The sequence below is a fragment of the Brachybacterium sp. UNK5269 genome (genome assembly GCF_049266655.1).
Lineage (GTDB): Bacteria > Actinomycetota > Actinomycetes > Actinomycetales > Dermabacteraceae > Brachybacterium.
Genome location: NZ_CP184883.1, coordinates 694,110 through 707,566, shown reverse-complemented (window position 1 = coordinate 707,566; position 13,457 = coordinate 694,110). Strand labels below are relative to the sequence as shown.

The window sequence follows — 13,457 nt, the reverse complement described above, 5'->3', positions numbered from 1 at the left end:
GGTGCGGGGCCGACGGGTCAGCGGCCGGGGAAGGACTTCCGGCGGGCGGTCTGGTCGGTGACGTCGGGGACCTGGTCCAGCAGGGAGATGCTGCCGCCGTCGCGGGCCCGGAAGTCGGCGAACATGCGGGTGATGTCGGGGGCGCCGAACTCGTCGCGCACCGGGGCGGGCACGGTGAGCATGAGCGCGATCGCGATGCCGAGGGCCAGGGCGGCCCCGCCGGTGACCAGCCCGGCCCCGGCGCCGGTGGCCAGGGAGTTGACGATGACGTCGAGGAAGCCGACCACCACCAGCACCAGGGCCGCGACCACGCCGCTGGCGCGGGCGCTGACCGCGGGACGCGAGATCAGGGCGGTGCGGCCGAACAGTGAGACCACCAGGAAGCAGAGGCACACCACCGCGTCGATGCCGTGCAGCACGGGGCCGCCGGGGGCCTGGCCGGCGGTGCCGGCGAGGGCGGCCATCACGTGCCAGGCCACCGCGGCGGCGTGCATGATCGCGCTGAACTCGAAGGCCCGCACCGAGTAGACCAGCCAGTCGGTGCGCCGGAAGGACAGCGGCATGCTGCGCACGAAGGAGCGGGAGATCATCAGCCCGAAGGCGGCGACGAGGAACGGCAGGTACACGTGGCCGGTGGCGAAGCTGCGCGGGGCGGCGAACGCCAGGCCGAGGGTGTTGTCGGCGAGGGCGGCGATCACCAGTCCCGCCACGGCGGCGGTGGAGAACACGTACCAGGCGCGGTCGCGGCGCAGGGCGGAGGCCAGCACGATCGCCAGCAGCAGGGCGGAGACGACCGTATGGGCGAAGGTCATCAGCGAGTACGCCCAGCCGGTGGTGAACAGCCGGCCCACGATCATCACCAGCGCGATCAGCAGCGCCGCCGCGGCGGCGATCCCCACCCCCACCAGCACCTTCCGGGCGGTGCGGCGGGCGGGCTCGGCGGGCAGGTAGCCCTCGTGGGCGCGCGGCTCGATGCCGAGGATCCCGCCCAGCAGCAGCAGCGAGACCCCCACCCCGATGCCGACCGGCGGCCCCTCGGGCAGCGAGGCGAACAGCAGCGGCAGTGAGCGCACCAGGTCGGTCAGGATCACGCCGACGGCGGCGAGCAGGGCGGGCAGCATGCCGAGCACCCGCAGCAGGCGCAGGGCGGGCAGCGGGGGCTGCTCGAGGCCCCAGCGCAGCAGGTGCACGAGCACCAGGCCGGCCAGCGCCACGCCGATCGCGATCTTGCCGATCAGGTCGAGCACGGGGTTGTCGCCGACGGTGAAGGTCGTGGTCAGGGCGGTGGCCAGGCAGATCAGGGCGAGGACGTCGCGCAGGGCGTCGAACAGCCCCAGCTCCTGGAAGCGCTCCGGGAGCACGAAGCCGTTCAGCGGGATCTCGCCGTCCTCCGCGTTCGGGGTGGTGCCGGAGCGGGCGTAGGACACGGTGCGCGCAGCCGTCCCGGCGGGCGCCGCGTCGTCGATCTCGTCGCCCTCGATCACGGGGATGGCGCCGGTGCTGGCCTCGAGGTCGACGCCGGGGGCGCGCTCCTGGTCCGGCTCGGCCGGCAGCACCGGGGCGGCCTCGCGGCGGGCCAGCAGCGGGGTCGCGTAGCGGTCGAACTCCTCCCGGCTGGGCAGCCGGTCGGTGGGCAGGGAATGCGGATCGTCGATGGCGAAGATCCAGTCCGCGTCCTGGTTCCCGTCGCCGCGAGGATCCCTCTCCATCGACCTTCTCTCCTGCCGTCCGCCGTCGTCTGACCGTTCCGGGTCGATCTTAGGGACGCCCGGGCCGCCGTCCCGACCGGCGCGCCGGTCCGCCCCCTGCGGGCTGCGTCTCAGCGGGGGCCGGTCGCAGCGGGACCTCAGAGGTGCAGGCGCTTGGCCAGCTCATGGCGCACCGCCGCGCCGCGCACCGTCAGCAGCAGCACCACCGCGGTCGCGCTCAGGGTCCCGCAGATCGCCGAGGGCAGCGGGGTGTCCACCCAGCCCAGGGCGAGGAACACGATCGGGGTCAGGCCCAGCAGCACGGTCAGCCCGCTGTAGACCACGTAGTCCTCCAGCTCCATCCGCACCATCCGCACCACCACCAGCAGTCCGACCACGGAGGCGGCGCAGAGGATGGGCACCGCGTAGGTCAGCGCCCAGCCCGACCAGCCGGTGAGGTAGTCCCAGTAGACGCAGACCGCTCCGGCCAGGATGACGAGGTACACGATCGACTTGGCGAGGTTGCGGCGCTTGCGGATCGCCATCAGCACCACCAGCCAGAGCGCGGCGATGCCCAGCCACACCGTGCGCAGCACGCCGATGCCCTCGGGGCCGGGCCGGAACAGCAGCTGGGCCAGGAACGAGAGTCCGATCACGAGCAGGGAGGTCAGGAACAGCGCCCTCAGCACCCGCTGCCAGGAGAAGCGCAGCGCGATCGCGGGCAGGGGGCTGGGCGACGCCTCGGCGCCGGTGGCCGGCGTGCCGCACAGCGGGCAGCGCCGCCACTGCCCCTCGAGGTCGACCGCGCAGGCCGCACAGCGCGTCATGCCCCCACCTCCGCGAGCTCCTCCTCGGTGACCCGCGCCGCGGCGACCGAGACCTCGACCCCGGCCTCGGTGAGCAGTCGCGCGTACTCGCGCACATGGTCCGTCTCGACGAAGGGCGAGGTGAAGCTCAGGGTCAGCAGCCCGGCGTGGGAGATGGCGCAGAACTGCGGCCGCACCGCGGTGACGTGGAACAGCATCCGACCCACATGGGACTGCGCGGGCTCGGGCAGCGTCACCCGCCCCAGGTTGGAGACCGCGACGGTCAGGCCCCGGTTGTTGACCCGGTTGATCACCCTCAGCAGCACGTCCTTGAGGGGTCGGGGCACGATGCGGGCCACCGGCAGGCGCTCGAGGCGGAGCAGCCGGCGCAGCCGCTGCTCGAGCGCCGCGGGCGTGGCCTCCTCGGCGAAGGCCTCCTGCAGGGCGCGCGCGATCGCGCCCGGGGAGTCGTCGCCGGGCCCGAAGGTGTGCTCGACCCGGATGGTCGCGAAGAAGTTCCGCGCGGAGGTCGAGGGGAAGAATTGGCGCAGGTTCACCGGCACCGAGGCCGACAGGGTTCGCGCCGCGCCCAGCGGGCCGGAGGAGCGGCGGACCGCCTCGAAGAACAGCGCGGTGAGGTACATCGTCAGGGCCACGCCCTCCGCCTTCGCGAGCGCGAGCACCGGTGTGGCGGGCATGGTGAGCTCGATGAGCCGGGGACGGCGGTCGGGGGTGCGGGTGCCGCGCACCCGGTGGATCCGCCGCCGGGGGGTGCGGTGCTCGGGGACCTCCTCGCCGCCGGCCTCGTCCTCCTCGTCGGCCTCCTCGACGGTGAGCACCGCGGGCGCCGCCTCGCGGCTGAACTCCTCCTGGTCGGCCGACGGCTCGCGGCGGCGGCGGAAGTAGTGCGCGAAGGAGTCGGTGGTCAGCTCGTGCACCTCCTCGGCGGCCTCCGCCCCGGGGTGGGTGCCGACGGCGGCGGGCGGCGGATCGGGCCGCTGCCAGGAGCCGGTGCGCGCCCCCTCCTGGTCCGCCCACGACTCCTGCGGGAAGCGCAGGTGCGTGTAGGCGGTGACCAGGTCGGTGAGGAACCACAGCGCCCCGGTGCCGTCGGAGAGGGCGTGGAAGACCTCGAGGCTGATCCGCCGCTCGTGGTGCAGCACCCGGAACAGCAGGTTGCGGCGGTCGACCTGGTAGATCGGGGCGCAGGTGGGCTCGGTCTCCGCACTCACCTGCGGGTGCAGGTCGCTGTCCTGCAGGTAGTACCAGAACACGCCGCGGCGCAGCACCGCGTGGTAGAGCGGGAACCGGGCGTAGGTGCTCTCCAGCGCCTGCTGGAGCAGCGCGGGGTCCACCTCGTGGTCCAGCTCCGCGCTCATCCGGAACACCTTGGGGTCCGCCTCGCTGCGAGCGGCCAGGAAGATGTTGGAGGCGTTGTCCAGGCGCACCCAGTGCCGGCGGCTCACGGCGCGTCCTTCGCGCTCGCGCCCTCGTCGAGGAACTCGTTGATCACCTCGTACAGCTCACGCAGCGGGCGGGCGAACCGGGGCAGGGTGATGATGCCGTGCAGGGCACCGGGGACGCGGTGGATCCGCGCCCGGTTGCCGGCCGCGGCGAGCGCCTGTCCGTAGGCCTCGCCCTCGTCCCGCAGCAGGTCCAGCTCGGCGGTGACCACCAGCGTGTCCGGTTGGCCGCTGAGATCATCCGCCATCAGCGGGGAGGCCAGGCGGTTCTTGCGGCCCTCGGGGTCCGGGACGTACATCTCGAAGTAGTCCTGGATCTCGGTGCTGGTCAACCGGTAGTCGGCCCCGTGCTGGCGCACCGAGGGGAAGGGCGAGGTGGCGGGGTCGTGGTCCCAGTAGGTCACCGGGTACAGCAGGATCTGCCGGTCGGCGCCGCGGTGGCCGTTCTCGCGCAGCAGCAGGGAGACGGCGGCGGCCAGGTTCCCGCCGGCGGAGTCCCCCACCAGCACGATCCGGTCGGCGTCCGCCAGGCCGGCGCGGCGGGGGTCCTCGAGCAGGCGCCGGGCGGCCCCGTAGCAGTCGGCGAGACCGGCCGGGAAGGGGTGCTCCGGGGCGAGCCGGTAGTCGACCGAGGCCACCCGCGCGCCGGTGAGGTCGGCCATGGTGGAGCAGGCCGGGGTGTAGCTCTCGATGTCGCCGGTGACCCAGCCGCCGCCGTGGAAGAACAGCAGCAGGTCGTCCCGGCGCCGCTCCTTGGGGGTGAAGACCCGCACCGGCACCCGCTGGTGGTCCGCGTCGGAGAAGGTGTCCCAGACCGGGGTGCGGTAGCGGGGGGCGGGCAGCGCGGCCAGCTGGCGCTGCAGGACGCGGACGCGCTCGTAGTCCTCCCGCACGTTGAGGCGGGGGCCGGCGAGCAGGCGCAGCAGCGCCTTCCGCAGCGGGTTCACGGGCGCGATTCCACAGCGCGGCACAGCAGGGGCATGCGGCCAGGATAGACACCGGGCCCGCGCCTCAGCGCAGCTCGCGCCGCTCCCCGGCGAAGCGCAGGGCCGGACCGGCCGTGGCCTCCCCGCCGCCCATCCCCACCACCGGCCCGATCAGCAGCCGGTGGGTGGCGGCGTCGACGGCCTGCTCGACGCGGATCGCGAAGTGCGCGAGCACCCCGGGCAGGATCGCGTCACCGTCGGCGGTGCGGCGCACCGTCAGGCCGCCGAGCATCCCCTGCAGCGGGGAGGCGGGGGTGCCGAAGCGGTCGGCCAGGTGGTGCTGCTGGGCGCTGAGCAGGTTCAGGCAGAAGTGCCCGGCCTCCTCGACGGCCTCGGCGGCGCGGGACATGCCGTACAGGGCGACCAGCATGGTGGGCGGGTCGTAGGAGACGTCGAGGTAGGAGTCCACCGTCACCGCCAGGTCGTGCGCGCCGGAGCGGGTGCTGACCACCGCGACGCCGACCGCCAGCAGGTCGCTGAGCCGGCGGTACTCGTCCTGGTCCACCGGCTCCGCGGGATGCTCGAGCACGGCTCAGCGGGCCGTGGGGAGCATCCGGGCGCGGGCCGAGTCCGCGTCCATGACCTCCTTGCCGAAGGGGAAGCAGGTCATCGGGATCAGCTTGAGGTTCGCCCAGGCCAGCGGGATGCCGATGATGGTCACGGCCTGGGCGAGCGCGGTGACCACATGGCCGAGGGCCAGCCACCAGCCGGCGATCACGAACCAGATCACGTTGCCCAGGGCGCTCATCGCGCCGCCGCTGCGGGTCTCGACGACCTCGCGGCCGAAGGGCCAGATCACGAAGCCCGCGATCCGGAAGGAGGCCAGCCCGAAGGGGATCGTCACGACCAGCAGGCAGGCGAGGACGCCGGCGACGAGGTAGCCGAGGAACAGCGACCAGCCGGCGGTCAGCAGCCAGATGAGGTTCAGGACCAGGGTGAGGACGGAGCGCATGGGACCACCCTAGGCACCGGCCCCGGGCGCGGCCAGGGGGCAGGCCCCCGCGCCGACGCGATTACCCTGGATCCATGCCTGCTCCCGAGCTCGCGCTGACCGAGCGCTTCCAGTCCGCCTTCGCCGCCGCCTTCGGGCCCGAGTACGCCGATGCGGACCCGATCATCCGTCCCTCCCAGTTCGCGGACTTCCAGTGCAACGCCGCGATGGGGCTCGCCAAGCGCCTGGGTCGGAAGCCGCGCGACATCGCCGCCGAGATCCTCGCCGCGGTGGACCTCGAGGACGTGGCCGAGACGCCCGAGATCGCGGGACCGGGCTTCCTGAACATCCGCCTGCGCACCGACTGGATCGCCGCCCAGGTCGCGGAGCTCAGCGGTGACGCGCACCTCGGCGCCCCCGCGCCGCAGCGCCCGGACACCGTGGTCATCGACTACTCGGCGCCGAACGTGGCCAAGGAGATGCACGTCGGTCACCTGCGCACCACCGTGGTGGGCGACTCGATCGCCCGCACGCTGGAGAAGCTCGGCCACACCGTGATCCGCCAGAACCACATCGGCGACTGGGGCACCCCCTTCGGGATGCTCATCGAGCACCTGCTCGAGGTGGGCGAGGACAGCGCCGAGGCGCAGCTGCTGCAGACCGATCCGAACGCCTTCTACCAGGCCGCGCGCGCGAAGTTCGACGCCGCCGACCAGGCCGGCCCCGCCCCCGACGGCGGGGACTTCGCCTCCCGGGCCCGGTCCCGGGTGGCGACGCTGCAGTCCGGGGACGCCGAGTCGCTGCGGATCTGGTCCCAGCTGGTGGAGCTGTCCAAGCAGTACTTCCACCGCATCTACGACATGCTCGACGTGACCCTCACCGACCAGCACCTGGCCGGTGAGTCGACCTACAACGACCAGCTCGAGGCGGTGTGCCGGGACCTCGAGGACGCCGGCATCGCCCGGGTCTCCGACGGCGCCCTGTGCGTCTTCCCGGCGGGCTTCGTGGGCCGGGACGAGCAGCCGCTGCCGCTGATCATCCGCAAGTCCGACGGCGGCTACGGCTACGCCACCACCGACCTCGCCGCCATCCGCCACCGGGTGCGGGACCTCGGCGCGGACCGCGTCGCCTACGTCGTCGGCGCCGCCCAGGAGCTGCACTTCCAGATGGTCTTCAGCGCCGCCCGGGAGGCCGGCTGGCTGCCCGCGGAGGTCGAGGCGCAGCATGTGAAGATCGGCTCGGTGCTCGGCGAGGACGGGAAGATCCTGCGCACCCGCTCCGGCTCCTCGCTGCGTCTGATGGCGCTGCTCGAGGAGGCGGTGGCCACGGCGCAGACCGTCATCGACGAGCTGCGGCCGGACCTGCCGGCGCCGGAGCGGGCGCAGATCGCCCGCGACATCGGCATCGGCGGCGTGAAGTACGCGGACCTCTCCACCGCCCACGACTCGGACTACACCTTCGACCTGGACCGGATGCTGGCGCTGACCGGCAACACCGCCCCGTACCTGCAGTACGCGGTGGCCCGGATCCGCTCGATCGGCCGCAAGGCCGAGACGCAGGGCGTCACCGCCGCCGAGGCGCCCCAGGTCGTCAACGATGCGGAGCGCGCGCTCGCCCTCCAGCTGCTCGAGTTCGGGCCGACGCTCGCCGCCGTCGGCGCCGAGTACGAGCCGCATCGGCTGTGCGCCTACCTCTTCGGCCTCGCGCAGGCCTTCACGAGCTTCTACGAGGCCTCCCCGATCCTCAAGGAGGCCGACGCGGCGACCCGCGCCGGGCGTCTCGCGCTCGCCCAGCTCACCGAGCGGGTGCTGGTCGAGGGGCTCGACGCGCTCGGGGTATCCGCGCCGCAGCAGATGTGACCCCCGCCCCCGGCCCGGGGAATCGGACAGTTCGGTCGCCGTGACCGGATCGTGGCGGGACGTTACCCAAACGTGCCCGAGCACGGCCCTCGCGCCTCTGGCTCCGCGTCGGGGCGATTCCTACTCTTGAGCAGTGTCGTCGATCAGAACCGTCCACCTCGCGCTCTGGGCCGCGTACGCCCTGACGGTGCTCGTGCACATGGGCGCGCTGCTGGCCGGGGCGGAGGGCGTCCAGGACCTCACCCAGCCGCTGTTCGCGCCGCTGCTGATGGCGATCCTGCTCAGCGCCGCGCCGCGCCGCACCCGCACCCTCACGCTGCTGATGGCAGGGCTGCTGTGCGCCTGGGGGGCCGACAGCCTCGGCCAGCTGCTGCCCGAGCACGCCCACCTGGTGACGGTGGCCGGCTTCCTGGGGATGCTGCTGTGCTACTGCGCGGCGCTCGCCCCGCGCTGGGCCCGCTCCCGCGACCCGATGCGGATCGCCCTGGCGATCCCCTACGGGGGCGTGGTGATCGGGCTGTTCGTGGCCTGCGCCGACGGCGCCGGTCCGCTGCTGCCGATGGTCGCCGTCTACGCGATCGCGCTGGCCACGATGGCCTTCCTCGCCGCCGGCGGCAACGGGCTGACCTGGACCGGCGGCACCCTGTTCCTGGTCTCCAGCTCCCTGCTGGCGATGGACTGGTTCCTGCCCGGGGCCTCGATCGCCTTCAGCACCGAGCTGGTGATGCTCACCTACGCCGTCGGCCAGGCGCTGCTGATCGGCGGCATGATCCAGGCGATGCCGCAGCGCCGCTGGAGCCCGCGCGCGCGGGGCGCGGCGCTGGTCATCGTCGAGCCCTGATCAGCGCGACCAGACCCGGGCGATGAGCTCGGCCTGCTCGCGGTGGAGGCGCTCGATGTCCTCGCCGCGGCGCGGGATCAGCTGCAGCCCGAGCCGGCCGTTGATCTCCCGGTAGGAGAGGTCCGTCCCGTGCTCCTCGAGCTGCAGCCTCGCCACCCGCACGTCGGAGAGGAACAGGTCCCGCAGGCCCACGCTGAGGTGGATCGGCGGCAGGTGCTCGAGGCTCGCGTTGATCGGCGAGAGGTCGGGGTGCTCGAGCGGGGTGCGCCCGGCGTAGCGGCGCGCGGCGTCCCTCAGCAGGCGCCGCTCGTGCACCGGATCGGCCTGATCGGTCTCGGTGATGCCGGAGTTGGACAGCTCCAGGTCCAGCCAGGGGGACATGGTGATCAGGGCCGACGGGGCCGGCACGTCCGCGCGGTCCGCCAGGCGGCGGGCGACCACCATCGCGAGGCCGCCGCCGGAGTGCTGCCCGGACAGGACCCAGCGCCCGGGGCGCAGGCGGCCGTCGGCCGCGAGGGCCTCGATCACCGCCTCGACGTCGTCGCGGGCCACCGGGTGCTGGTGGTCCGGGGCGTTGCGGTAGTCGACCATCAGCCCGGCGCAGTTGCGGGCCTCGACCTGGCGGGAGAGCCACGCCCAGTCGCTCGCGAAGGGACCGGAGACGTACGCGCCGCCGTGGAGGTGGACGATGATGCCGTCGGCCGCGCGATGCTCGTCGAGCCAGACGGTGCGGGTGCGGCCGATCATCTCGTGCTCGATCGCATGCGCCTTGAGCACGTGGCCGGGGGGCTGGGGGCTGCGGGCCTCCCGGAGCGCCTGGTGGGTCACGCTGGAGGGGATCGGGATGCGCTGCACGGCGCGCGCCCCCGTCACCACGGCGTCTCGGATGCGACCCATCACTGCCTCCTGTCCGCGACCGGGTCCGGTCGCCTCGCTGGGGATGCCGCCAGCCTAACCGCCGCACCCGGGAGCCCGGTGGGCGCCGGTACGCTTCGGGCATGTCTGCTCCCACCTCCCTGACCGGTCCGCTGCTGGTGCTCGTCGCGATGCCCGAGGAGGCGGCGCCGCTGACCGCCCGCCTGACGGGTGCGACGGAGCTGGAGGTGCCCTTCACCGCCGGGGTCGCCGCGGTGCGCGGGGCGCTCGCCGGGACCGACACGGTCGTGGTCACCACCGGCATCGGCATCGCCGCCGCCGCGGCGGGGGCGACCTGGGGCGTGCTCGCGCTGCGCCCCGAAGCGGTGGTCGCCGCCGGCTCCTGCGGCGGGCTCGCCCCCGACGTCGAGGTGGGCACGGTGATCGTGGGCGAGTCCTTCACCTACTCGATCGCCGACGCCACCGCCTTCGGCTACGCCCCCGGGCAGGTCCCGGGCGGGCCCGAGCGCTTCACCGCCGACCCGCTGCTGGCCGACGCCGCCGAACGGGCCGCCGGGGCGGGCGGCGGGGCCGTGCGGCGGGGCCTGATGCTCTCCGGGGACGCCTTCGTCACCGCCCCGCTCGCCGCCCCGATGCGCGAGACGTTCCCCGCCGCGCTGAGCGCCGACATGGAGACCACCGCGAGCGCCCGCACCGCCGCGGCGCTGGGCGTCCCCTTCACGGCGCTGCGCGCGGTCTCGGACCTCTGCGGTCCGGCCGCCGGCCAGCAGTTCCACCTGGAGCTGGACGTGGTCGCCGAGCGCTCCGCGGCCGCGGTCGAGGCGCTGGCCGGGACGCTCGGCGGCAGCTGAGGGCGGCCGGGGGACCCCGGCCACCGCCTGCTGTGGGACATCGCACCCTCGGGTGCACCGACGGGCGGCGGGCCGGGGCCGCGCTCCCGCCGGCCGGGAGCGGCGCGGTATGGTTCCCAGGATCCTCCCCGCCGATGCGAGACCTGCGTCACGACGGGTTCGCGGGGCGCGGCGGATCCGCACCCCGCCCCCGACCCGGAAAGAGGAATCGTGTCCACCTCCGCGACACCGAGCTCTCCCCCGCCCGCCGCGACCGACTCGCCGGAGGCCTCGGGCTCCTACTCCCTCTCGAAGCCCGTCTTCTTCGTCGCCGGCGGCATCATCGTGCTCGCCGTCGCCTTCGCGCTGCTCCTGCCCGATGTCTTCAACAACGCCATCTCGACGCTGAACAGCACCGTGGTCAGCTCGATCGGCTGGTACTACGTGCTGATCGTCACCGCCTTCGTGGCGTTCGGCATCGTCCTGGCCCTCAGCCGCATGGGCAACATCAAGCTCGGCAAGGACGACGACGAGCCCGAGTACGGCCTCTTCTCCTGGTTCGCGATGCTCTTCGCCGCCGGCATGGGCATCGGCCTGGTGTTCTGGGGTGCGGCCGAGCCGCTGACCTTCTTCAGCGAGAACGGCGCCCCGCCCAACGCCGCCGGCCTCGATGATCCGGCCCGCGCCGAGCGCGCCCTGGGCCAGACCTTCCTGCACTGGGGGCTGCACGCCTGGGGCATCTACGTGGTGGTCGGCCTCGCGGTCGCCTACGCCGTCCACCGCAAGGGCCGCCCGGTCTCGATCCGCTGGGCGCTCGAGCCGATCCTCGGCAAGCGCACCGACACCTGGATCGGCGACGTCATCGACATCATCGCCCTGGTCGGCACCCTCTTCGGCATCGCCACCTCGCTGGGCTTCGGCGTGAACCAGATCGCCGCGGGCCTGGACCACCTCGGGGTCCTGCCCAACTCCACCACCGCGCAGGTGGTGATCGTGCTGGTGGTGACCGCGCTGGCGACCCTGTCGGCCGCGAGCGGCGTCGACAAGGGCATCAAGCTGCTGTCGAACCTGAACATGGGTCTGGCCGCGCTGCTCCTGGTGGCGGTGCTGATCCTGGGCCCCACCCTGTTCCTGCTGCGCGACGTGGTCTCCAACGTCGGCTACTACCTGCAGAACTTCCTGCAGCTGTCCTTCCAGACCCTGCCGTTCCGCGGCGAGGAGGGCGCCACCTGGATCAACGGCTGGACCACCTTCTACTGGGGCTGGTGGATCTCCTGGTCGCCCTTCGTGGGCGTGTTCATCGCCCGCATCTCCAAGGGCCGCACGGTGCGCCAGTTCGTCACCGGCGTGCTGCTGGTGCCGACCGCGCTGACCTTCCTCTGGTTCACGGTGATGGGCGGCACCGCCCTGTACGAGTCGATCTTCAACGGCGTCGACTTCACCGGCGGCACCGGATCGATCGATCCCAACACCGCGCTGTTCGACACTTTGCAGAACCTGCCGGCGGGCGCGCTGCTGTCGGGCATCGCCATCATCCTGGTCTCGATCTTCTTCATCACCAGCGCCGACTCCGGCGCCTTCGTGATGGACATGATCGCGCACAAGGGTGACCCGAACCCGCCGCGCCTGACCCGCATCTTCTGGGCCTCGGCCTCCGGCGTCATCGCCGCGGCCCTGATCTGGGTCAGCTCCCTGTCCGGCGACGAGGACGCCAGCGGCATGACCGCCCTGCAGTCCCTCGCGCTGCTGTCCGCGCTGCCGTTCTCGATCATCATGATCGGCATGTGCGTCTCGCTGTGGCGCTCGCTGTCCCGCGAGGTCAAGGTCATCGAGCGGCTCGAGCTGCGACTGCGCCAGCGCGAGTTCATGGAGCGCTACTCCGACACCCTCACCGACCAGGTCAGCGAGAAGGTCTCGGGCGGCCTCGGCGACCGGATCGAGTCGCACCTCGAGGGCGAGTACGGCCAGCAGCTGCAGGCGCAGTTCTCGGAGCAGATCCACGACGAGGTCGCCGAGCAGCTCTCCACCTACACCGCGGAGCATCCGACGCTGAGCACCGAGGGCACCGTCCCCGAGCAGTCCGGACCGGGCACCGACCACGGTCGCCGCACCCGCTGGAATCCGTTCCAGCGGGACCAGTGAGGCGGGCGCGGCGCCCCTGACCGGGCCCGCTCAGCGGGTTGCGGCGTGCAGGATCTCGCGGCCCTCGGCCAGCGCGGCGAGGTTCTGCGCGATCCGCTGGTCGGCGCCCACCGGGCGCCCGCCCGCCCCGTGCGGGGTGATCAGCAGCCGGGGGGCGTCCCACAGCGGGTCGCCGGCCGGCAGCGGCTCCGGATCGGTGACGTCGAGGCCGGCGCCCCCCAGGGTGCCGGCCTCGAGCGCCTCCCGCAGGGCGACCTGGTCCACCGTGGCGCCGCGGCCCACGTTGATCAGCAGCGCATGCGCGGGCAGGGCGGCGAGCGCCTCCCGGCTCACCGCGCCGGCGGTCTGCTCGGTCGCCGGCAGGATGTTGATCAGCACGTCCACCTCGGGCAGCGCGGCCATCACCTGGTCGTCGGCGATCACCTCGAAGCCGGCGCGGGTGCCGGCGCTGCGGGCGGCCCCGCGCACCTCGGCGCCGAGCGCGCCGAGCACCGGGGCGAGGGTCTGCCCGATCTGGCCGAAGCCCCAGATCAGCACCCGCGCCCCGATCAGGCTGGTGACCCGGCCCTCGGGGTGCAGCGGCTGCAGCCCACCCAGCTCCTCGGACCACTCGTGACGGGCCTGGGCCTCCCGCGCCTCGGGCAGGCGGCGCAGCAGCGACAGCAGCAGGGCCAGGGCGTGCTCGCTCACGGTCAGGGAGTGCAGCCCGGAGCCGGTGGCGATCTCCACCTCCTCGCGGAAGCCGGCCCCCAGGATCCCCTCCACCCCGGCGGAGAGCGACTGCACGAGCTGCAGCTCGGCGAGGTGCTCGGCGGCCGAGGCGAGGTGGCGGCGGGAGGCGCCCCACACCACCAGCGCCGCGGCGTCATGGTGCTCGGCGGGGATCTCGGCGCGGGCGTCGACGACCACGGCCTCCCAGCCCTCGGGCAGCGCGGGGTCCAGCGGGACGGTGTCGGGCAGCAGGATCTTCATGCCCCCAGGCTACGGGCGGCGGACGGCTCGCAGGGGCCATGATCGCGGCCCGGACCCTCCGAT

12 protein-coding genes are annotated in these 13,457 nt (G+C 73.4%); 4 read left to right on the top strand and 8 right to left on the bottom strand.

Annotated elements, in window-relative coordinates; genetic code table 11:
• Positions 1–17: 17 nt before the first annotated feature.
• The 6 genes from ACOJUI_RS03245 to ACOJUI_RS03220 all read right to left on the bottom strand — a co-directional run bounded on the left by ACOJUI_RS03245 (position 18) and on the right by ACOJUI_RS03220 (position 5,895).
• Positions 18–1,709 (bottom strand): hypothetical protein, encoded by a 1,692-nt coding sequence (locus tag ACOJUI_RS03245; protein ID WP_422116673.1) that lies wholly within the window; start codon positions 1,707–1,709, stop codon positions 18–20.
• Positions 1,710–1,846: 137 nt separating this feature from the next.
• On the bottom strand, positions 1,847–2,515 hold the full coding sequence (locus ACOJUI_RS03240; RefSeq protein ID WP_422116672.1) for a DUF6320 domain-containing protein: 669 nt from the start codon (positions 2,513–2,515) through the stop codon (positions 1,847–1,849).
• Positions 2,512–3,960 carry an alcohol acetyltransferase gene (locus ACOJUI_RS03235; RefSeq protein WP_422116671.1) on the bottom strand — a complete coding sequence of 483 codons (1,449 nt, stop codon included), beginning with the start codon at positions 3,958–3,960 and terminating at the stop codon, positions 2,512–2,514. Before ACOJUI_RS03235 ends, ACOJUI_RS03240 begins: the two co-directional genes overlap by 4 nt.
• Positions 3,957–4,904 carry an alpha/beta hydrolase gene (locus ACOJUI_RS03230; RefSeq protein WP_422116670.1) on the bottom strand — a complete coding sequence of 316 codons (948 nt, stop codon included), beginning with the start codon at positions 4,902–4,904 and terminating at the stop codon, positions 3,957–3,959. Before ACOJUI_RS03230 ends, ACOJUI_RS03235 begins: the two co-directional genes overlap by 4 nt.
• Positions 4,905–4,968: 64 nt before the next feature.
• Positions 4,969–5,472, bottom strand: coding sequence for a flavin reductase family protein (locus ACOJUI_RS03225; RefSeq protein WP_422116669.1), 504 nt, complete (start codon positions 5,470–5,472; stop codon positions 4,969–4,971).
• 3 nt (positions 5,473–5,475) lie between these two features.
• Positions 5,476–5,895 carry a YccF domain-containing protein gene (locus tag ACOJUI_RS03220; protein WP_422116668.1) on the bottom strand — a complete coding sequence of 140 codons (420 nt, stop codon included), beginning with the start codon at positions 5,893–5,895 and terminating at the stop codon, positions 5,476–5,478.
• A gap of 74 nt (positions 5,896–5,969) precedes the next feature.
• Between ACOJUI_RS03220 and argS the strand changes: the two genes are divergently transcribed.
• Together argS and ACOJUI_RS03210 are read left to right on the top strand one after the other, a co-directional pair.
• A complete protein-coding gene (gene argS, locus ACOJUI_RS03215; protein WP_422116667.1) occupies positions 5,970–7,733 on the top strand; it encodes an arginine--tRNA ligase in 1,764 nt (587 codons plus the stop codon).
• Between the two features lie 133 nt (positions 7,734–7,866).
• Positions 7,867–8,574: a lysoplasmalogenase family protein gene (locus ACOJUI_RS03210; RefSeq protein WP_422116666.1), complete on the top strand. Its 708-nt coding sequence runs from the start codon at positions 7,867–7,869 to the stop codon at positions 8,572–8,574.
• Here ACOJUI_RS03210 and ACOJUI_RS03205 read toward each other — a convergent pair whose 3' ends face one another.
• Positions 8,575–9,471, bottom strand: coding sequence for an alpha/beta hydrolase fold domain-containing protein (locus ACOJUI_RS03205; protein WP_422116665.1), 897 nt, complete (start codon positions 9,469–9,471; stop codon positions 8,575–8,577).
• Between the two features lie 101 nt (positions 9,472–9,572).
• Between ACOJUI_RS03205 and mtnN the strand changes: the two genes are divergently transcribed.
• Together mtnN and ACOJUI_RS03195 are read left to right on the top strand one after the other, a co-directional pair.
• Positions 9,573–10,301, top strand: coding sequence for a 5'-methylthioadenosine/S-adenosylhomocysteine nucleosidase (mtnN, locus tag ACOJUI_RS03200; RefSeq protein WP_422116664.1), 729 nt, complete (start codon positions 9,573–9,575; stop codon positions 10,299–10,301).
• Positions 10,302–10,511: 210 nt separating this feature from the next.
• Positions 10,512–12,422 (top strand): BCCT family transporter, encoded by a 1,911-nt coding sequence (locus ACOJUI_RS03195; protein WP_422116663.1) that lies wholly within the window; start codon positions 10,512–10,514, stop codon positions 12,420–12,422.
• A 30-nt stretch (positions 12,423–12,452) separates the two neighbouring features.
• On the opposite strand, the gene ACOJUI_RS03190 is transcribed toward ACOJUI_RS03195, so the two are convergent.
• On the bottom strand, positions 12,453–13,394 hold the full coding sequence (locus ACOJUI_RS03190) for an NAD(P)-dependent oxidoreductase (RefSeq protein WP_422116662.1): 942 nt from the start codon (positions 13,392–13,394) through the stop codon (positions 12,453–12,455).
• Between the last annotated feature and the right edge of the window lie 63 nt (positions 13,395–13,457).